Below are 20,492 nucleotides of genomic sequence, written 5' to 3'. Positions count from 1 at the left end.
CCCGCTTGCGCGGGCATTTCGGATCTGGCGGAGAGAGGGGGATTCGAACCCCCGATAGGCTATTAACCTATACACGCTTTCCAGGCGTGCGACTTAAACCACTCATCCATCTCTCCGGGAAGACCGAGAGTATAGCAAACTCCGGTCGCGGTTCGCCACTCCCGCGCGATCCGGCGCGCCGGCCGGCCGAGCGCGTCAGAAATCGGTCGTCATCGACAGCCAGACCGACCGCGGGCTGCCTTGCGTCAGATAGCCGCCGATCGTCGAGGCCCAGTACGCGTGGTTCGCGACATTGCGGACCGTCGCGCGGAACGTCGTCTTCCGGCCGAACAGCTCGGTCGCATAGCGCGCGCCGAGATCGAAGCGGTCCCACGCGGGGATCGACATCGTGTTCGCGACGTCGAGATACTGCGGCCCGGTATGGATCCAGCGCGCGTTCAGCGTGAGGCCGCGCAGCAGCGGCACGTCGTATTCCGCGCCCGCATTGAGCAGGAACGACGGCACGCCGATCGGCCGGTTGCCGTCGCTCGCGCCGCCGGCGGTGTGCTGCAGCGTCGCGTCGAGGTAGGTGACGCCCGCGATCAGCCGCACGCCCTTCCACGGCTCGCCGTACACGGCCGTCTCGATGCCGCGGTGGCGCTGCGTGCCGTTCGCGGCGAACACGTTCGACGACGGATCGGTGTACGCCATCGGCTTTTCGATCTGGAACAGCGCAAGCGACGCGCCGATCTTGTCGGCGTCGTACCGGATGCCGGCCTCGTATTGCTTCGAACGATACGGCGCCAGCGACTGGCCCGCGTTGCGCGCGGTACTGGGCGCGGTCTCGCCTTGCGCGAGCGCTTCGCTGCGGTTCGCGAAGATCGACACGTTGCGCCACGGCTTCACGACGAGCCCGAACACGGGCGTCGTGACCGCGTCGCTGTATGCGGCCGACAGCGTGCCCGTGTAGTCGAAGTTGTCGACCGAGATCGATTGGCGCCGCGCGCCGATCGTGAACAGTACGCGATCGCCGAACAGGCCGAGCGTGTCCGATACGGCGACGCTGCGCAGCCATGTCTTCGCGACCGTCCCCGGGTCGCCCATGTCGCCGCCCGCATACACGGTCGCGGGAAAGGCGACGGGCGCGGGATCGTCCAGCGTGGTCGGAAACGCGCTCGACATCGTGTATGCGGACTGGCTCTCGATCCGGATGAACGAGGCACCGGCCGTCACGAAATGCGTGACCGGGCCGGTCGCGAAGCGGCCGCGCACGCCGGCTTCGGTGGACTGCGCATCCTGCTTGTACGGCACGCTGAGCCGCGAGCCCGTCGTGCCCGCGCTCGTGTAGGTCGGCGTGTAGTAGTCGCCGTGTTCGTTCGTGTGCCGCGCGCCGGCGGCCACGTAGGCCGTCCACGCGGGCAGGAAATCGTATTCGGCGCGCACGATGCCGACCGTGTCCTCGAGTTCGCTGAAGCTCCACGGCTGCGCGTAGTTGTGCGTCGCGGACGGCACCGCCGGCAACTGGTTGCCGCCGACGAGCACGGTCGGCCGCCCGCCGTCGATGCGCTGCCGCTGATACAGGAAGTCGCCCGATACGCGCAGCTTGTCGCCGCGCCAGTCGAGCGAGACGGCCGTCACGTTGTTGCGGCGGCGTTCGTCGTCGACGGCCGTATCGCCGCCGCTGATGGACTGGTTCACGCGAATGCCGAACTGACCGTCGCTGCCGAAGCGGCGACCGACGTCGACGTGCGTGCCGATCGAGCCCGACACGGAGCCGTCGACCGTGACGCGCGTGAGCGGCTTGTCGTCCGCATGCTTGAGCTGCACGTTCACGCCGCCGCCGACGGCCGAGCCGTTCGGCGATGCGCCGTTCAGGAACGCGTTCGCACCCTTGAACACGTCGACGCGCTCGATCGCATCGGTCTCGACGAGCTGCCGCGGCGTGACGCCGTACAGGCCGTTCAGCGAAATATCGTCGCCGTCGAGCTTGAAGCCGCGGATCACGAACACCTGCGCGTAGTTGCCGTAGCCGGCCGCGCTGCGCACCGCGGGGTCGTTGTCGAGCACGTCGGCGAGCGTGCGCGCCTGCTGATCCTCGATCAGCTTCGACGTGTAGGTCGTCATGCTGAACGGCACGTCGCTCGCTTTCTGGCGGCCGAGCACGCCGAAATCTGCGCCGCGCGCGACCTGGCCGCCCGCGTAGGTCGGTGCGAGGTCGCCGGGCAGCGGTTCGACGGTGCCCGTCACGTCGATCGACGGCAGGACGGCGCCGTCGGCGGATGGCGTCGAGGCGGACGAACCCGCCGAAGCGGGCGCCGCGGCGGAGACAGCGGCGGCCTGCGCGAACGCAGCCGCGGGGACGGCACTCGCGAGCGCGATGCCGAATGCAATCGGCGTGAGACGCCGAACGGGAAATGAGGGTGTCGACATGGAACGCAAAACGGAGGTGATCGGTGATCCGTCCCAGGGCGGCAAGTCGGAATCCGGGCGGAAAGATCGGTCCGTACGATCGCGGACGCGTTGTTTTTGAGAAAGCGGCGCGGAGTTTAACGTAAACAAGAATCATTGTCATTTGACAATGAGACGTATCAGTATTTGGGATGGCGGGTGGGAGGCGACGGTCGCCGATCGGCGCAACCGCGCGCGACTCTGCTATCTTCCCCGGCATCTCGTTGCCTGCTCACTGCCATTTCATGACTGACCGCATCGTCGCCGCGTTCGATTTCGACGGCACCATCACGACGTCCGACAGCTTTCGCCATTTCGTACGCGCATCCGTCGGCACGCCGCGTTTCGTGTGGGCGGCGCTGCGCGCGCTGCCGTGGCTCGTCGCGATGAAGGCCGGGCTGCTGTCGCGCGGCGACGCGAAGGCGAAGTTCGCGTGGTTCGCATTCGGGCCGATCCGCGAAGACGCGCTCGACGCGCTGGCGCGCACGTTCGTCGATACGTATCTGCCGCGCCTCGTGCGCCCCGAGATGCTCGAGCGCGTGCGCGAACATCGTGCGCGCGGGCATCGGCTCGTGCTCGTCAGCGCGTCGCCGTCGCTGTATCTCGACAAGTGGGCGCAGGCGGCCGGCTTCGATGCTGTGCTCGCGACGCGCCTCGCGTTCGAGCACGGCGTATTTGTCGGACGCCTCGACGGCGAAAACTGCTGGGGGCCGCAGAAGGTGGCGCGGCTGCGCGGATGGTGGGGCGAGCGGCCGCCGCAACGGCTGTTCGCCTACGGCGACAGCCGCGGCGACAAGGAAATGGCCGAGCTCGCGACCTGGGCGTGGATTCGCGGACGGCAGCCGATGCCGCCGATCGGCGACTGACGCGGCCGCTCACGCCGCGAGCGCGCGACGCTGCGCGCGCCGCACGCCGGGCCGTACGCGATCAGACGATCGCGATCCAGTTCGCGCCGCGCCCGCCGGGCACGCGCGTATGCAGCGTCAGCGTGCCGTCGTCGCGCGACACGGCGTACACCGCCACGTGCTCCGAGCGTTCGCCGCACGCGACGAGCCAGCGTCCCGACGGATCGATCGCGAAGCCGCGCGGCTGCGTTTCGGTGGCGGTCGCATGCGCGGGCTCGAACCGGCCGTCCGCGCTGCGGCGATAGCAGAGCAACTGGCTCGTCGTGCGCTCGCTGACGTACGCGAAGCGCTCGTCGGGCGTCAGGTGCAGATCGGCGGCCCAGACGGCGGGCTCGGCCGGGGCGGGCGGTCGTGCATGGCCGGCCGGGAGCCCCGCGACGGCCGGGTGACGCGCGCTGACCTGCGCATCGCCGAGCCGGCCGCTGTCGGCATCGCGCGCGAACGTCGCGAGCATGCCGTGGAATTCGCTGACTGCGACGAGCGCGCGGCCGCCCTCCATGAAACGCAGATGACGCGGCCCGAAACCGGCCGGCACGCGCGCTTCGCCTTGCTCGCACACCCGCAGCCCGGCCGCATCCTCGATCAGCGCGAAACAGAACACGCGATCGGAGCCGAGCGAGCTGACGTATGCGAAGCGGTTGTCGGGCGAGACGATGACCGCATGCGCGTTCGCAATGCCGCCGGCGACGTGCAGCGGCGTGCCGTCGCCGTCGCGCACGCGCGCGGCATCGTAGACGCTGAACGTGTGGCCGCCGTACGAGGCGCCGAGCAGCCAGCGGCCGTTGCGGTCGACCGACAGATAGGCGAGGCTCGCATCGATCGCGGTCGTGCCGAGCCGTGCGAGCGCGCCGGTCGGTGCGACGCGGAACGCAACGATCGCCGGCGACTCGCCGCGCGTCGCGACGTACAGCCGCGCACGGTCGGCTTGCACGGCGATCGGCATCGTGGCGTCGCCGGCCGGATAGCGCGCGAGCGGCGCGAGCGTGCCGTCGTGTGCGAGCGAGAATGTGGCAAGGTCGCCGTCGAGGGCGTTCGACACGACGACGGTCGGAAGTTCAGTGTTCGGCATGGCGGAGCATCGAAGCGTTGGTTACGGTATCGGCGGCAGGCAGGCCGCGCGGCGGATCGCTGCGCCGGTGCGTGCGCGCGAACAGCGCGGCGAACGCGGCGACGAGCGAGGCGATCGCGAGCGCATACAGCCCGCCGGTGATCGAACCCGTATGTTGCTTCAAATAGCCGAAGGCCGTCGGCGCGACGAAGCCGCCGAGGTTGCCGATCGAGTTGATCAGCGCGATCACGGCCGCGGCGACGCGCGTGTCGAGGTAGCCCTGCGGGATCGGCCAGAACAGCGACGACGCGGCCTTGAAGCCGAGCGCCGCGAAACAGATCGACGCGAACGACCACACCGGATCGTGCGACGTCGACGCGAACAGTCCGCACGCGGCGAGCACGAGTGCGCAGGCGAGCCAGCGCTGCGGATGCCGCCACTTCGCGGACAGCACCGCGAAGCCGTACATCGCGCCGATCGCGATCATCCACGGAATCGTGTTGTACAGGCCCACCTGGAAGTCGCTGAGGCCGCCCATCTTGCGAATGATCGTCGGCAGCCAGAACGTGGCCGCGTAGATCGTCAGCTGGATCGAGAAGTACAGGAAGCAGAACAATACGATCTGGGGATCGCGCAGCAGCGCGAGTGCGGGCACGTGCCCGTTCGCGCGCACGTCCCGGCGCGCGCGTTCTTCGTCGAGCGCCTGCTCGAGCGCCGCGCGCTCCTGCGCGTCGAGCCACGTCGCATCGCGGATATGCGACTTCAGCAGCAGCCAGCTCGCACCGCAGAGCGCGACCGAGAACAGGCCTTCGATGATGAACATCCACTGCCATCCTTCGAGGCCGAGGCCGCGGATCGACAGCAGCGCGCCCGTCACGGGACCGGACAGCACCGACGCGAACGCGGAGCCGCCGAGGAAGATCGCCATCGCCTTGCCGCGCTCGCGCGGCGGCAGCCATTGCGACAGATAGAGGACGACGCCGGGGAAGAAGCCCGCTTCGGCCGCGCCGAGCAGGAAGCGCAGCACGTAGAACGACGTGTCGTTCCAGACGAACGCCATCGCGGCCGCGACGATGCCCCACGTGGCCATGATCCGCGCGAGCCAGACGCGCGCGCCGTAGCGCTGCATCAGCAGGTTCGACGGCACCTCGAACAGCGCGTAGCCGACGAAGAACAGGCCGGCGCCGAGCCCGTAGGCGGCCGCACCGATGCCGATCGACGCTTCGAGATGGCGGTCGACGAACCCGACGTTGACGCGGTCGATGTAGTTCGCGATGAACATGACGAGCACGAGCGGCAGCACGTGCCATTTCACTTTCGACACGGCGGACGCGAGCGGATCGCGCTCGGGCAGGACGGGGGCGGGCGAGGTCAAGGCGTGTCTCCGGCGGTAGCCGACGGCGCACGGAGCGGCTGGCCGTGCGTGCGCCGATGGCGATTTGCGATTTACGTAGTATGTCGTCGTATGACATGGTACGCGGGGCGCGGTGCAATGGCGTCACGGGTTTACCCGGGATTTTCCTCTATGGTCCACTGTCGTTGATGAGGCGCATTGTACGTCCCGGTGTTTCCTGGAGGTAGGATGACCGATGATATGGCGGCATGTTGTCTCGGCCTGCGCGACGACGTGAGACGGAAGGGCGCAGGAGAAGAAGCGTTGCGGGCCTCGCATGCAGGCCGGTCGCGCGCGCGTATCGCGCATGCCGATTGAAGGCGACCTGCGCCGGGCTGTGTCGAAGCGTGCCCGCGCCCGTGTCCGATCGCGGCACAATACGGGCGCGCGCCCGCACGTCGTCCCGCACGGACGCGCGGCGTGCCGGCGGCGCGGCGTATTGCGCAGGCACGACGCGTGCCGCGCGTCGTGCGCCGCGGTCGCAGTCGCGAATTCATGGGATGAGAGGGAGCAACGGACGGTGCAGCAACACGACGACGAACGACATTTCTTCGCCTTCAACGGCGACGCGGACGGCCTCTGCGCGCTTCAGCAGCTTCGGCTCGCGGAGCGCGTGCGCGGCACGCTCGTGACGGGCGTGAAGCGCGACATCCGGCTGCTGGAACGGATCGATGCGCGCGCCGGCGATCGCGTGACCGTGCTCGACATCTCGCACGACCAGAACCGCGACGCCTGCGCGCGGCTCCTGCGGGCCGGCGCGACGGTCCGCTATTTCGATCATCACTTCGCGGGCGAATTGCCGGACGATCCGCGCTTCGATGCGCACATCGACACGTCGGCCGACGTCTGCACGAGCGTGCTCGTGAACCGTTATCTCGGCGGCCGGCATGTGCGCTGGGCGATCGTCGCGGCCTTCGGCGACGAGCTGCCGACGCTCGGCGACGCGCTCGCGCATGCGCACGCGATCGATGCAGCGGAGCGCGACACGCTCGCCGAGCTCGGGCGCTATCTGAACTACAACGCGTACGGAGACTGCATCGGCGATCTGCATTTCGATCCGGCCGCGCTCGCCGATGCGATGCTGCCGTGCGCGGATCCGCTCGAGTTCGTGCGCGACACCGCGGTGTTCGCCGCGCTGCGCGACGGCTATCTCGACGACATGGCGCGCGCCTGCGCGCTCGCGCCGCTGCGCGAGGTGTCGGGTGCGACGCTGATCCGCATGCCCGATCACCCGTGGGCGCGCCGCGTCGCCGGGATGCTCGCGAACCAGCGGATGCGCGACGCGCCGCATGCGGCTCTCGCGGTGCTGTCGCCGCGTGCGCAGGGCGGGCTCGTCGTCAGCGTGCGCGTGCCCGACGGCAGGCCGCTGGGCGCGGACGAATTCTGTCGCGGCTTTCCGACCGGCGGCGGGCGCAAGCGCGCGGGCGGGATCAATCATTTGCCGGAAAGCGAATTCGACGCGTTCGTCGCGCGCTTCGAGGCGGCGTTCCGGCTAGGCTGATTGCCTTGTAGGCGGGTGCCGGCGCTGTTGCATGCGCGAACGCACGCATCGATGTGACGTCGATCTGCGTGCCGTGCCGTGCCGTGCCGTGCCGTGCCGTATCGCCGGCGCGACGCGTCGCGACCGGCGAGCAATCCGGCATCGATGAACCAATCCTCGCTCATCGCTTGCCGCCCGCCACTCGCCACTCGCCACTCGCCGCACAGCATGCGACTGTACGGCGTCGCCGATCAATTGCAGAACGCGACGTGCTCGAGCAGCGCGAACGCGACGTCCGGCCGCAGATACGCGGTGCCGCACCACGTGACGAACGCGAGCGCACCGGCCGCAAGCGCCGCGCGAATCATGCCCACGCGGCGCGGCCGTCCAGCGGACGCGCGATCCGCGCATCGTCGATCGGCAGATGCAGCAGCGCCGCGAGCACGCCGAGCGCGATCGAACCGATCCACAGCGGCAGGTACGAATGCGTCGCGTCGTAAACCACTGCGCCAAGCCATACGCCGAAGAAGCTGCCGAGCTGATGGCCGAAGAAGACGAAGCCGAACAGCGTCGCGATGTAGCGCACGCCGAACACCTGCGAGATCACGCCGTTCGTCAGCGGCACCGTGCCGAGCCACGTGAGGCCCATCACGGCCGCGAACACGTACACGCTCGCCGGCGACAGCGGCACGGCGACGAACGCCGCCATCGCGAATGCGCGCACGAGATACAGCACCGACAGCACGTATTTGCGACGCAGCAGGCCGCCGAGGTGCCCGCACGCATAGGTGCCGGCCACGTTGGTCAACGCGATCAGCGCGAGCGCGACGCTCGCATGCCGCGACGGCAGCCCGTGGTCGAGCAGATACGCGGGCAGATGCGTCGCGATGAACGCAAGCTGAAACCCGCACGCGAAAAAGCCCGCGTTCAGCAGCCAGAAGCCGCGATGCGAGAACGCCTCGCGTACCGCCTCGCCGATCGACTGTTCGGCGTCGGCCTGCGCGTTCGCGGCCTGTGCGGGGCGGTCGCGCAGCAGCACCGCGAGCGGCGCGAGCAGCAGCGCGACCAGCGCGAGCGCGACGAACGCATGCTGCCAGCCGATTCCGCCGATCAGCGTCTGCGCGACGGGCACCATGCAGAACTGGCCGAGGCCGCCGATCGCGCCGGCGACGCCAAGCGCCCAGCTGCGCCGCTCGGGCGCGCAAAGCCGGCTCAGCGCGCCGTAGACGGACGCGAACGCGGAGCCCGACAGCGCGATGCCGATCACGAGCCCCGCGCCGACAGTAAACAGCGCGGCGGAGCCCGCCAGTGCCATCGTCACGAGCCCGAGCGCGTACAGCAGCATGCCGACGACGATCACGCGCACCGAGCCGAAGCGGTCGGCCACCATCCCGGTGAACGGCTGCGCGATGCCCCAGATCAGGTTCTGCAGCGCGAGCGCAAGGCCGAACGCTTCGCGCGACCAGCCGTGGTCGAGCGTCACCGGCGTAAGAAACAGGCCCTGCACATGGCGGATACCCAGCGCGGCGCCCATGATCAGGCCGCCGGCGAGTACGGGCAGCCAGCGGCGTCGGGCGTCTTGCTCGATCGGGCTCATGTGTGTCTCCGGATGAAGGTGTGCGACGAAAGGCGCCGCGCCGCTTCCGATTAGACGATCGGCGCGATCGTCGCTCAAGCGATCATTCGGTCAGGTTCGCATGCGTGGCGGGAATGCGAGCGGCGGTGCGCCGGCGTCGCGGTGGGTGTCGTGCGGTGCAGTCCGTTTCGCCGAAGTCTCGTGCGCCGGACACGGCCGCCTCAGTCGCGTGCCGCATCGTGCGCGCGTATCGCGACGTCGCACGCGGCCGCTTCGGCGAGCATCCAGTCGCGCACGTCGGCGACTTCGCGGCGCGGCGCCGGATCGTGCTGGTAGAGCCAGTAGCCGTATGTATCGGGCCGCGCGCGGATGCGCGGGCCGAGCACCGCGAGCCGGCCGTCCGACAGCATCGGCGCGACCAGCGCGAGGCGCCCGAGCGCGACGCCCTGGCCCGCGATCGCCGCCTGAATCACCTGGTCGTACTGGTTGAAGCGCAGCACGCCCTTCGGCCGCGCATCGCCGAGCCCGGCCGCGTGCAGGTGCGCTTGCCATTGCAACTGCGCTTGCGGCGGCCCGTCGAATTCGAGCAGCACGTGCTCGGCGAGCGCGGCGGCATCGACGAGCGGACGCGCGGCGAGCGCCGGGTGTGCGACCGGCAGCACGATCTCGTCGAACAGCCGCAGCGCGCCGGCCGGCGCGCGATCGCGCGGGCAGTAGCGGATCGCGAGATCGATGCCTTCGGCGCGCAAATCGAGTACCTTGTCGTTCGCGGCGACGCGCAGATCGACGTCCGGAAACCGCGCTTGGAGGCCGCCGAGCCGCGGCAGCAGCCACAGCGCGGTGACGCCGATGCTCGCGGTGATCGTGACCGGCTGACGCTCGCGCGCGACGGCGAGCGACGCGACGGTGTCCTGCAGGCTATGCAGCGCCGCATCGGCCGCGCGGAACAGCCGCTCGCCCTCGGGCGTGAAGGCGATCGTCCGGTAGCCGCGCCGCAGCAGCGCGACGCCGAGATGCGCTTCGAGCGCATGGATCTGCCGGCTCACGGCCGACTGCGTGACGCACAGATCCTGGGCGGCGAGCGTGATGCTCATCCGGCGGCCGACGGCGACGAAGCCGCGCACCAGATCGAGCGACGGAAGGCGAACGAGCGGCGTTGACATGCGTGGGGCTCATGCGAACGGAGCAGCAAGATTGGTTGAGAACGCGGCGCCCGTCAAGTTCAATGGACGGGCGACGCGGCGCGCATCGGCGACCGCGCGCAGCATATCGGCGACCGATGCGCACGCGACAGGAGACGGCATGACGATTTCGAACCAAGGTGGCGGCGCGGCGCGCGGCGAGCGCAGCAGCGGCGCGGCGCTGCCGCCCGAATCCGTGACGCTGCACGCGGAGGACGGCTACGCGCTGCGCGCGCACGTGTGGCGGCATCGCGGCGGGGCGGGCGCCGTGCGGCCCGTGACGGTGATCAATTGCGCGACGTCGGTGCGCTGCGACTACTACTTCCGGTTCGCGGCCTGGCTGTTCGCGCACGGGCGCGACGTGCTCGTCTACGACTATCGCGGCATCGGCGGCTCGCGGCCCGCGCGGCTCGCATCGCTGCAGGCGAACTGGCTCGACTGGGGGCGGCTCGATTGCGACGCGGCGTTGCGATACGCGCGCGACGCGTTCCCCGGGCAGCCGCTCGATGTCGTCGCGCACAGCATCGGCGGCGTCGCGCTCGGGCTCGCCGCATCGAATGCGCATGTGCGGCACGCGGTGACGGTCGGCGCGCAGTTCGCGTACTGGCGCGACTACCTGCCGGCCGAGCGGCGGCGGATGTGGTGGAAGTGGCACGTCGCGATGCCCGTGCTCGCCGCCGCGTTCGGCTACGTGCCCGCGAAGCGGCTCGGCTGGATGGAGGACACGCCGCGCGGCGTCGCGCTCTCGTGGGCGCGTTCGCGGCCGCGTTTCGAAGACGCCTACACGCGCGGCCTGCTCGCCGAAACTGCGGCGAGCCGTGCTGCGTTGCCCGCGCGCTTCGCGGCGCTGTCCGCACCGATGCTCGCGATCGGCCTCGACGACGATCCGTTCGGCACCGTCGACGCGATCGAGCGGCTCGTCGCGTACTACGCCGGTAGCGACGTCACGCACTGGCGGATCGCGCCGCGCGCGATCGGTGTCGACGCAATCGGGCACTTCGCGTTCTTCCACAGCCGCTTCGCCGAGACACTGTGGCCGCTGGCGCTGTCGTGGCTGCAGCACGGGGCGTTGCCGGACGATGCGCCGGGGCACGCATATGCGCATCATCCCGCGACGCGCGATGCGTCGCAGCGTGGTGGCCGCGTGCCGGGCGCCGTCGCCCACGGCTGACAACGCGCCGCGTGGCGGCGGCGCGCTGTGCTCGTATGGCGGACGCCGTGCGCCGATCGCCGCGGCCGCCGCGGTCGGCCGATCGATTACCATCGGACGTTTTGTTTCACCGCCCGCCGATGTCCATGCCGCCCGATTCCGTTTCCCCGGCCGATTCGCCGTCCGCCTACCGCATGCGCGCGCTCGACGTGCCGCCTGCCGCTGCGCGGGCCGGCGTGCAGGTCGTGCGCGTCGATTTCGACTGGGAGGTGCCGCTCACCGCACGCGCGTATGCGGCGCTGAGCGAGGCGGAGCGCGCGCGGGCCGCGCGCTATCTACGGCACGCGGATGCCGTGCGCAGCGCCGCGACGCGGGCCGCGCTGCGCGACGTGCTCGGCGCGGCGCTGCACGTCGCACCGCACGCGATCGCGATCGTCGTCGACGAAGCGGGGCGCCCGTCGCTCGATCCCGCGCATCGCGTGCCGCTCGATTTCAACGTGTCGCATGCGGGCGAGCACGCGCTGATCGCCTGGGCGCCGGCGGGCCGCGTCGGCGTCGACATCGAGTGCTGCCACCGTCCGACGGACTGGCGCGCACTCGCCGGCGAAGTGTGCGCGCCGGCCGAGACCGCGTATCTCGACAGCCTGCCGGACGATGCGCGCGCGTCCGCGTTCATGCGCGTGTGGTCGGCGAAGGAGGCGCTGCTGAAGGCGCTGGGCACGGGCATCGTCGGCGGCCTGAGCGCGTTCGCGGTCGTGCCGCCGCGCGACGCGGCGACGCCCGCAACCACGATCGTCGATCCGGCTGCGCCGGCCGCCGGCGTGGCCGCGTTCGACGCCGCCTGGCTCGACGCAGCGCCCGACTACGCGGCGTGCGTCGCGTGGACGCGCGCGTGAGCGGCGCCGGCGCTCATTCGAGCGCCAGGTCGTTCGGCGACGCGTAGCGCGCCTTGATCACGTCGCTCATCGGGAAGTCGAACGACAGCCCCTTCGGCGGCACCGGCTTCATGAACCACTTGTCGTACAGCGCGTCGATCTCGCCGCGCTTCATCAGCTGGACGAGCACGCCGTCGACGAGCGCCTTGAACTGCGGATCGTCCTTGCGCAGCATGAACCCGTAGGCTTCCGACGACTGCGGCGTGCCGACGATCTGCCAGTCGGCCGGCTTCGCCGCAAGCTGGCGCACGCCCGCGAGCAGCACGTCGTCCATCATGTATGCGACCGCGCGGCCCGATTCGAGCGTGAGGCGTCCTTCGCCATAGTCCTTCGCGCTGATGATCTGCATGTTCATCTTCTTTTCCTCGTTCATCTTGCGCAGCAGGCGTTCGGACGTCGTGCCCTGGTTCGTGACGACCGTCTTGCTGGCGAGATCGGGAAAGTCTCGGATGCCCGACTGGGTGCGCGTGAGCAGACGCGTCGTCGCGACGAAGAAGGTCGTCGAGAACGCGACCTGTGCATGACGCGCGGCGAGATTGGTCGTCACGCCGCATTCGAGATCGACGGTGCCGTTCTGCACGAGCGGAATGCGGTTCTGCGACGTGACCGGGATGAAGCGCACCTGCAGGTCGGGCTTGCCGGTGCGCGCCTTCACGGCGGCGATCACGCGGTCGCACAGATCCTGCGAGAAGCCGATCACCTTGCCGTTCGCGTCGACGTACGAGAACGGCACCGAGGTTTCGCGATGGCCGATCGAGATCAGGTTGTTCTGCCGGATCTTCTCGAGCGTGCCGGAGAGCGGTTCGGCGGCGTGCGCGGTGCCGGCGGCGAGCGCGCCGGCGGTGACGAGCAGGGCGGTGAGCCGGGACGGGAAGTTCATGGCGGGTCTCTGTAGGCGAATGGTGATTCGTATGTTGCCAAAGACAAAATAATTGCAACATATGTTAAACCCGTGCTGCCGCGGGCCGAGCCGGCGGCCCGCGCCGGACATCAGGGAAACTCCTGAGTCGAAATCGGCGAAAACGGGTTGTCTAGACAAGTCACGGTCGCTACACTGCAATCCATCCCGAACTTGTCTAGACAGGATTGCACACATGATCACGCTTACCCCCGGCCACCTGACCCTCCCGCAACTGCGCCAGATCGCGCGCGAGCCCGTGCAGCTGATGCTGGATCCGGCCAGCTTCGCGAAGATCGACGCGGGCGCGAAGGCCGTGTCCGACATCGCCGCGAAGGGCGAGCCGGCCTACGGGATCAACACGGGCTTCGGTCGTCTGGCCAGCACGCATATCCCGCACGATCAGCTCGAACTGCTGCAGAAGAACCTCGTGCTGTCGCATGCAGTCGGTGTCGGCGAGCCGATGGCGCGTTCGTCGGTGCGTCTGCTGATCGCGCTGAAGCTGTCGAGCCTCGGCCGCGGCCATTCGGGCATTCGCCGCGAAGTGATGGACGCGCTGATCAAGCTGTTCAACGCCGACGTGCTGCCGCTGATTCCGGTGAAGGGCTCGGTCGGCGCATCGGGCGACCTCGCGCCGCTCGCGCACATGTCGGCGGTGCTGCTCGGCGTCGGTGAAGTGTTCATTCGCGGCGAGCGCGCGAGCGCGCTCGACGGGCTGCGCGTCGCGGGCCTCGCGCCGCTGACGCTGCAGGCGAAGGAAGGCCTCGCGCTGCTGAACGGCACGCAGGCGTCGACGGCGCTTGCGCTCGACAACCTGTTCGCGATCGAAGACCTGTACCGCACGGCGCTCGTCGCCGGCGCGCTGTCGGTCGATGCGGCGGCCGGCTCGGTGAAGCCGTTCGACGCGCGCATCCACGAACTGCGCGGGCATCGCGGCCAGATCGATGCGGCGGCCGCGTATCGCAAGCTGCTCGAAGGCTCGGCGATCAACCTGTCGCATCGCGACTGCGGCAAGGTGCAGGATCCGTACAGCCTGCGCTGCCAGCCGCAGGTGATGGGCGCGTGCCTGGACCAGATGCGTCATGCGGCCGACGTGCTGCTCGTCGAGGCGAACGCGGTATCGGACAACCCGCTGATCTTCCCGGACACCGGTGAAGTGCTGTCGGGCGGCAACTTCCATGCGGAGCCTGTCGCGTTCGCGGCCGACAACCTCGCGCTCGCGGCTGCGGAAATCGGCGCGCTGGCCGAGCGCCGCATCGCGCTGCTGATCGACGCGACGCTGTCGGGCCTGCCGCCGTTCCTCGTGAAGGATGGCGGCGTGAACTCGGGCTTCATGATCGCGCACGTGACGGCTGCCGCGCTCGCATCGGAGAACAAGACGCTCGCGCATCCGGCGTCGGTCGATTCGCTGCCGACGTCCGCGAACCAGGAAGACCATGTGTCGATGGCGACGTTCGCGGCACGCAAGCTGGCCGACATCGCCGACAACACGAAGCACATCCTCGCGATCGAACTGCTCGCGGCCGCGCAGGGCGTCGATCTGCGCGAGAACGAGACGAGCCCGAAGCTCGCGGAAGTGATGAAGACGATTCGCAGCAAGGTCGCGCATTACGAGCTCGACCACTACTTCGCGCCGGACATCGCCGTGATCGCGAAGCTCGTCGGCGAGCGCGCGTTCGCGAAGCACTGCCCGTTCGCCTTCGCATCGGAGCAGTAAGCCGATGAGCGCGCCGGTCTACCAGGAGATCAAGGATTTCATCCTGGCCCGCATCCACGCCGGCGAATGGGCGGAGGGCGATCAGGTGCCGTCCGAGAACGAACTGGCCCGCGAGTTCAAGGTCGCGCGCATGACCGTCAACCGCGCGCTGCGCGAGTTGACGGACGAGCAGGTGCTCACGCGGATGAAGGGCGCCGGCACCTACGTCGCGCGTCCGAAGTACGAGTCGACGCTGGTCGCGATCCGCAGCATCTCCGAGGAGGTCGACGCGCGCGGGCATGCGTATCACGCGCGCGTGCTCGGCCTCGAGACGATCCGCGCGGACGACGCGCTCGCCGACGAGATGCAGGTGGCCGTGCGCGCCAAGCTGTTTCATTCGCAGGTGCTGCACTTCGAGAACGACGAACCGGTGCAGCTCGAAGAGCGCTGGGTGAATCCGGCGGTCGCGCCGGATTACGCGGCGCAGGACTTCACGAACACGACGCCGAACCAGTACCTGATGCGCGCGGCGCCGCTGCAGCGCGTCGAGTACCGGATCGAAGCGGCGGTGCCCGCGCCCGAGCGGCGCGAGCAGCTTCGGATGGACGACGTCGAGCCGTGTCTGGTTTTACATCGGCGCACCTGGTCGCAGGGCGTCGTCGCCTCGGTGGCGAATTTGTGGCATCCCGGCAGCCGTTATCGCTTCACCGGGCATTTCTGATTCCTATTGATATTTCCTTTCCTTCGGGAGCAGTCGTCATGAACCATCCGAAACACATCGATCCCCGTCTCGATCCGACGCGTACGATCCGCGCGCCGCGCGGCAGCGAGAAGACCTGCAAGACCTGGCTCGCCGAAGCGGCGTACCGGATGATCCAGAACAACCTCGACCCGGAAGTCGCCGAGCATCCGCATGCGCTCGTCGTATACGGCGGCATCGGCCGCGCGGCGCGCAACTGGGAATGCTACGACCAGATCCTCGCGTCGCTGAAGGATCTCGAGGAAAACGAAACGCTGCTGATCCAGTCGGGCAAGCCGGTCGGTGTGTTCCGCACGCACAAGGACGCGCCGCGCGTGCTGCTCGCGAACTCGAACCTCGTCCCGCACTGGGCGAACTGGGATCACTTCAACGAGCTCGATCGCAAGGGCCTGATGATGTACGGCCAGATGACGGCCGGCAGCTGGATCTACATCGGCAGCCAGGGCATCGTGCAGGGCACGTACGAGACGTTCTTCTCGGTCGCGAACCAGCACTTCAACGGCGATCCGTCTGGCCGCTGGATCCTGACGGGCGGCCTCGGCGGGATGGGCGGCGCGCAGCCGCTCGCCGCGACGATGGCCGGCTTCTCGATGATCGCCGTCGAATGCGACGAGACGCGCATCGACTTCCGCCTGAAGACGCGCTACGTCGACAAGAAGGCGACGACGCTCGACGAAGCGCTCGGCATGATCGAGGAAGCGAAGCGGACCGGCAAGCCGGTGTCGGTCGGCCTGCTCGGCAATGCGGCCGACGTGTTCACCGAACTCGTCGAGCGCGGGATCACGCCGGACTGCGTGACCGACCAGACGAGCGCGCACGATCCGATCAACGGCTACCTGCCGCAGGGCTGGACCGTCGCGCAATGGCGCGAGGCGCAGAAGGTCGATCCGCAGAGCATCGTGAAGGTCGCGAAGCAGTCGATGGCCGTGCAGGTGCGCGCGATGCTGACGCTGCAGCAACGCGGCGCCGCGACGCTCGACTACGGCAACAACATTCGCCAGATGGCGCTCGAGATGGGCGTCGAGAATGCGTTCGACTTCCCGGGCTTCGTACCGGCCTATATCCGTCCGCTCTTCTGCGAAGGCAAGGGGCCGTTCCGCTGGGTCGCGCTGTCGGGCGATCCGGAAGACATCTACAAGACCGACCAGAAGGTGAAGGAACTGATCCCCGACGATCCGCACCTGCACAACTGGCTCGACATGGCGCGCGAGCGCATCGCGTTCCAGGGTCTGCCGGCGCGCATTTGCTGGGTCGGCGTGAAGGATCGCTACCGCCTCGGCCAGGCGTTCAACGAGATGGTGAAGAACGGCGAGCTGAAGGCGCCGATCGTGATCGGCCGCGATCACCTCGACACCGGCTCGGTCGCGAGCCCGAACCGCGAGACGGAATCGATGAAGGACGGCTCGGACGCCGTCAGCGACTGGCCGCTGCTCAACGCGCTGCTGAACACCGCGGGTGGTGCGTCGTGGGTGTCGCTGCATCACGGCGGCGGCGTCGGGATGGGCTTCTCGCAGCACTCGGGCGTCGTGATCGTCGCCGACGGCACGGCTGACGCGCACGAGCGTCTCGGCCGCGTGCTGCTGAACGACCCGGCGACGGGCGTGATGCGCCACGCGGACGCCGGCTACGAACTCGCGCAGCAGACGGCCCGCGAAGTCGGCCTGAAGCTGCCGATGCTCGGTCGCTGAGCATGACGGCGCACGACCGCGCGCCGATGGCCGCCGCGCTGATCCGCGCGGCGGATCTCGTTGCGTCGCCGTGGAAGAACGGCGGGGGCGTGACGCGCGAGATCGCCGCCGGATTCCCCGAAGCAGGCCATGCCGACGCGCCGGGCGCCGACGCGCCGGGCGCCGCCGCGCCGCGAGGCGGCGCGCTCGACACGTTCGTGTGGCGCGTGAGCGTCGCCGACGTCGGCGCGGCCGGGCCGTTCTCGCGTTTCGACGGCGTCGACCGCACGCTCGTGCTGCTGTCCGGCGCCGGGATGACGCTCGCGGAAGCGGGCGGGCGGCGTCACGTGCTCGATGCGCCGCTCGCGCGTGCCGACTTCGCGGGCGAAACGTCGATCGACGCGACGCTGCACGACGGACCGACGCGCGACTTCAACCTGATGACGCGTCGCGCGGCCGCGCGCGGCACGCTCGACGTATGGCGCGCGGGCACGCACCGCGTCGCGCATGCCGACACCGTGCTGCTGTTCTGCGCGGCGGGCGTCGTCGAGGTCGCGCTCGACGACGCGCGCTTCACCCTGGAAGAAATGGACACGTTGCGGCTCGACGGGCCGCCGCGTGCGCTTGACGTCGTCGTGAGCGGAGGCGGCGCGCTGCTGGCCGTGTCGCTCGTCGTCGGCGAACGAGACTGAACGCATGAAACCGACTGTCTGGCATCACCTGAGGCTGTGTCCGCACGGCCATCCCGACGAAACGATCGACGATGCGGCGATCGCCGTCGACGAAACCGGCGCGATCGTGTGGCTCGGCGCATGCGCTGCGCTGCCGCACGGCTATGCGCACTGGCGGCGCGAAGACCTGCACGGCGCCTGGGTGACGCCGGGCCTCGTCGACTGCCACACGCACCTCGTGTACGGCGGCACGCGCGCGGACGAATTCGCGCAGCGCCTCGCCGGCGTCAGCTACGAGGAGATCGCACGGCAGGGCGGCGGGATCGTGTCGACGGTGCGCGCGACGCGCGCGGCCGACGAGACCGCGCTGTTCCTGCGGGCCGCCGCGCGGCTGCAGCCGCTGCTGGCCGAAGGCGTGACCGCGATCGAGATCAAGTCGGGCTACGGTCTCGACCTCGCGAGCGAGCGCAAGATGCTGCGCGTCGCGCGGCAGCTCGGCGAACGCTTTCCGGTGAGCGTCTACACGACGTTCCTCGGCGCGCACGCGCTGCCGCCCGAATATGCGGGCCGCGCGGACGCGTACATCGACGAAGTATGCGAGCGCATGCTGCCGACACTGGCCGACGAAGGGCTCATCGATGCGGTCGACGTGTTCTGCGAGCGCATCGGTTTTTCGCTCGCGCAGACGGAGCGCGTGTTCGAAGCCGCGACACGGCGCGGGCTGCCGGTGAAGCTGCACGCGGAGCAGCTGTCGAACGCGGGCGGCACCACGCTCGCTGCGCGGTATCGCGCGCTGTCGGCGGACCACCTCGAGTTTCTCGACGAAGCCGGCATCGAAGCGATGAAGGCGGCCGGCACGGTCGCCGTGCTGCTGCCGGGCGCGTACTACTTCATTCGCGAGACGCAGTTGCCGCCGATCGATCTGCTGCGCCGGCACGGCGTGCCGATCGCGCTCGCGACCGATCACAATCCCGGCACGTCGCCGCTCGAATCGCTGCTGCTGACGATGAATCTCGGCTGCACGCTGTTCCGGATGACGGTGCCCGAAGTGCTGCAGGGCGTCACGCGCCACGCAGCCGCCGCGCTCGGCCGAGCCGATCGCCACGGCGCGCTCGAAGTCGGTCGGCAGGCCGATTTCGCGGTGTGGTCGGTCGGCTCGCTGGCGGAACTCGCATACTGGATCGGCCGGCCGCTCTGCGAGCAGGTCGTGCGCGGCGGCACGACCGTGTTTCGGCGGATGATCGGCTAGCCCTGGACAAGACGAGACTCACGATGACCGACATGACCTTGTTCGCGGACCATGCCTATCTGCCCGACGGCTGGCGCCGCAACGTGCTGCTGCGCTGGGACGCGAGCGGCACGCTGACCGGCGTGACGCCCGACACCGATGCGCCGGCCGGCGTCGCGCGCGCGGCCGGGCCCGTATTGCCCGGCATGCCGAACCTCCATTCGCACGCGTTCCAGCGCGCGATGGCGGGGCTCACCGAATACCGCGCGAATCCGGCCGACAGCTTCTGGAGCTGGCGCGACCTGATGTATCGCTTCGCGCTGAAGATCACGCCCGACGCGCTCGCGGCAATCGCACGCTGGCTCTACGTCGAGATGCTGAAGTGCGGCTACACGTCGGTGTGCGAGTTCCACTACGTGCATCACGCGCAGGACGGCTCGCGCTATCCGCAGATCGCCGAACTCGGCACGCGCGTGATCGACGCGGCGCGCGCGGCCGGCATCGGCATCACGATGCTGCCGGTCTCGTATCAATTCGCGGGCTTCGGCAACAAGCCGCCGCGCGACGATCAGCGCCGCTTCATCAACACGCCGGACGGCCTGCTCGAACTGCTCGACGCGATGCGCCGCACGGCACCCGAGCATGGCGGACTGCGCTACGGCGTCGCGCCGCACTCGCTGCGCGCGGTGTCGGAGAACGGGCTGCGCGTGCTGCTCGACGGGCTGCCGAACGACGCGCCGGTGCACATCCACATTGCCGAGCAGACGGCCGAAGTCGACGACTGCATGCGCGCGTACGGCGCGCGGCCCGTGCAGTGGCTGCTCGATCGCTTCGACGTCGACGCGCGCTGGTGCCTCGTGCACGCGACGCACATCGACGCCGCCGAGACGGCGGCGCTCGCGAAGCGCGGCGCGGTAGCCGGCCTGTGCCTGACGACCGAAGCGAATCTCGGCGACGGCATCTTTCCGGCCGTCGACTATCTCGCGCAACGCGGCGCGATCGGGATCGGTTCGGACAGCCATGCATCGGTCGACTGGCGCGCGGAGCTGCGCCTGCTCGAATACGGGCAGCGGCTCGTGCATCGTGCGCGCAACGTGCTCGCGAGCGAGACGCACGCGTACGTGGCCGATCGATTGTTCGACGCCTCGCTCGCGGGCGGCGCGCAGGCGAGCGGGCGGCCGATCGGCGCGCTGCGCGAAGGCTGCCGCGCGGACTGGCTCGTGCTCGATCCCGATCATCCGGCGATCGCCGAACACGACAGCACCGCGTGGCTGTCCGGCGCGGTGTTCGCCGAACACGGCGATACGCCGGTGCTCGACGTCTATACGGGCGGCGAGCGCGTGGTGAGCGGCCGCCGCCATCGCGACGAAGCGGCCGCCTATGCGGACTACCGCGCCGCACTGGCGCAACTGCTGCGCTGACGCGCGGCTACCGGCGCACGCACCCGCGTGCGCCGCTCGACTTCCACGGTGACGCG

General features: G+C 69.5%; 17 protein-coding genes and 1 tRNA gene. 10 read left to right on the top strand and 8 right to left on the bottom strand.

Translation table 11 applies throughout. The features are described from left to right. Positions 1 to 25 precede the first annotated feature (25 nt). A tRNA-Ser gene (locus NP80_RS23865) sits at positions 26 to 116 on the bottom strand. A 79-nt stretch (positions 117 to 195) separates the two neighbouring features. Beyond that, the gene (locus tag NP80_RS23860) at positions 196 to 2,409 is read right to left on the bottom strand and encodes a TonB-dependent receptor (RefSeq protein ID WP_006411247.1); all 2,214 of its coding nucleotides are present in this window, start codon (positions 2,407 to 2,409) and stop codon (positions 196 to 198) included. Between the two features lie 263 nt (positions 2,410 to 2,672). On the opposite strand from NP80_RS23860, the gene NP80_RS23855 reads away from it, so the two are divergent. Then, positions 2,673 to 3,293, top strand: coding sequence for an HAD family hydrolase (locus NP80_RS23855; protein WP_006407948.1), 621 nt, complete (start codon positions 2,673 to 2,675; stop codon positions 3,291 to 3,293). A 61-nt stretch (positions 3,294 to 3,354) separates the two neighbouring features. On the opposite strand, the gene NP80_RS23850 is transcribed toward NP80_RS23855, so the two are convergent. Beyond that, positions 3,355 to 4,401, bottom strand: a complete 1,047-nt coding sequence (locus tag NP80_RS23850; protein WP_006411250.1) for a lactonase family protein — start codon at positions 4,399 to 4,401, stop codon at positions 3,355 to 3,357. Beyond that, positions 4,388 to 5,755, bottom strand: coding sequence for an MFS transporter (locus tag NP80_RS23845; protein WP_006411251.1), 1,368 nt, complete (start codon positions 5,753 to 5,755; stop codon positions 4,388 to 4,390). The genes NP80_RS23850 and NP80_RS23845 overlap by 14 nt, the downstream gene beginning before the upstream one ends. Positions 5,756 to 6,293: 538 nt before the next feature. Between NP80_RS23845 and NP80_RS23840 the strand changes: the two genes are divergently transcribed. Next, complete coding sequence (locus tag NP80_RS23840) at positions 6,294 to 7,274, top strand: hypothetical protein (RefSeq protein ID WP_006411253.1); 981 nt, start codon at positions 6,294 to 6,296, stop codon at positions 7,272 to 7,274. 230 nt (positions 7,275 to 7,504) lie between these two features. Here the strand turns inward: NP80_RS23840 and NP80_RS31860 are convergent, their stop codons facing one another. The 3 genes from NP80_RS31860 to NP80_RS23825 form a co-directional block, all read right to left on the bottom strand. Continuing rightward, positions 7,505 to 7,627, bottom strand: a complete 123-nt coding sequence (locus NP80_RS31860) for a hypothetical protein (RefSeq protein WP_006407953.1) — start codon at positions 7,625 to 7,627, stop codon at positions 7,505 to 7,507. After that, positions 7,618 to 8,850 carry an MFS transporter gene (locus NP80_RS23830; RefSeq protein WP_035947754.1) on the bottom strand — a complete coding sequence of 411 codons (1,233 nt, stop codon included), beginning with the start codon at positions 8,848 to 8,850 and terminating at the stop codon, positions 7,618 to 7,620. Before NP80_RS23830 ends, NP80_RS31860 begins: the two co-directional genes overlap by 10 nt. Positions 8,851 to 9,050: 200 nt before the next feature. Beyond that, positions 9,051 to 9,992: a LysR substrate-binding domain-containing protein gene (locus NP80_RS23825; protein ID WP_006402011.1), complete on the bottom strand. Its 942-nt coding sequence runs from the start codon at positions 9,990 to 9,992 to the stop codon at positions 9,051 to 9,053. 139 nt (positions 9,993 to 10,131) lie between these two features. Here NP80_RS23825 and NP80_RS23820 point away from each other — a divergent pair, with 139 nt between their 5' ends. Next, complete coding sequence (locus tag NP80_RS23820; protein ID WP_006411244.1) at positions 10,132 to 11,181, top strand: alpha/beta hydrolase family protein; 1,050 nt, start codon at positions 10,132 to 10,134, stop codon at positions 11,179 to 11,181. A gap of 119 nt (positions 11,182 to 11,300) precedes the next feature. Further along, a complete protein-coding gene (locus tag NP80_RS23815; protein WP_045594188.1) occupies positions 11,301 to 12,056 on the top strand; it encodes a 4'-phosphopantetheinyl transferase family protein in 756 nt (251 codons plus the stop codon). 13 nt (positions 12,057 to 12,069) lie between these two features. On the opposite strand, the gene NP80_RS23810 is transcribed toward NP80_RS23815, so the two are convergent. Next, positions 12,070 to 12,975: a glutamate/aspartate ABC transporter substrate-binding protein gene (locus tag NP80_RS23810; protein ID WP_006410771.1), complete on the bottom strand. Its 906-nt coding sequence runs from the start codon at positions 12,973 to 12,975 to the stop codon at positions 12,070 to 12,072. Between the two features lie 214 nt (positions 12,976 to 13,189). Here NP80_RS23810 and hutH point away from each other — a divergent pair, with 214 nt between their 5' ends. The 6 genes from hutH to NP80_RS23780 are packed head-to-tail and all read left to right on the top strand — an operon-like array spanning position 13,190 to position 20,436. After that, positions 13,190 to 14,710 (top strand): histidine ammonia-lyase, encoded by a 1,521-nt coding sequence (gene hutH / locus NP80_RS23805; RefSeq protein WP_006410768.1) that lies wholly within the window; start codon positions 13,190 to 13,192, stop codon positions 14,708 to 14,710. A 4-nt stretch (positions 14,711 to 14,714) separates the two neighbouring features. Beyond that, positions 14,715 to 15,410, top strand: coding sequence for a histidine utilization transcriptional repressor HutC (gene hutC / locus NP80_RS23800; protein ID WP_006407961.1), 696 nt, complete (start codon positions 14,715 to 14,717; stop codon positions 15,408 to 15,410). A 38-nt stretch (positions 15,411 to 15,448) separates the two neighbouring features. Next, entirely contained in the window at positions 15,449 to 17,137 is a 1,689-nt protein-coding gene (hutU, locus tag NP80_RS23795) for a urocanate hydratase (RefSeq protein ID WP_006402003.1), read from the top strand. Positions 17,138 to 17,139: 2 nt separating this feature from the next. Beyond that, positions 17,140 to 17,808 (top strand): HutD/Ves family protein, encoded by a 669-nt coding sequence (locus NP80_RS23790; protein WP_006410778.1) that lies wholly within the window; start codon positions 17,140 to 17,142, stop codon positions 17,806 to 17,808. A gap of 4 nt (positions 17,809 to 17,812) precedes the next feature. After that, on the top strand, positions 17,813 to 19,036 hold the full coding sequence (hutI, locus tag NP80_RS23785) for an imidazolonepropionase (protein WP_006410775.1): 1,224 nt from the start codon (positions 17,813 to 17,815) through the stop codon (positions 19,034 to 19,036). A gap of 23 nt (positions 19,037 to 19,059) precedes the next feature. Then, positions 19,060 to 20,436, top strand: a complete 1,377-nt coding sequence (locus tag NP80_RS23780; protein ID WP_006410776.1) for a formimidoylglutamate deiminase — start codon at positions 19,060 to 19,062, stop codon at positions 20,434 to 20,436. The last annotated feature ends 56 nt before the right edge of the window (positions 20,437 to 20,492 follow it).

Origin of the sequence: Burkholderia multivorans ATCC BAA-247, from assembly GCF_000959525.1 — a bacterium.
Classification (GTDB): Bacteria; Pseudomonadota; Gammaproteobacteria; order Burkholderiales; family Burkholderiaceae; genus Burkholderia; species Burkholderia multivorans.
This window is presented reverse-complemented; position numbering and strand designations above follow the sequence as displayed.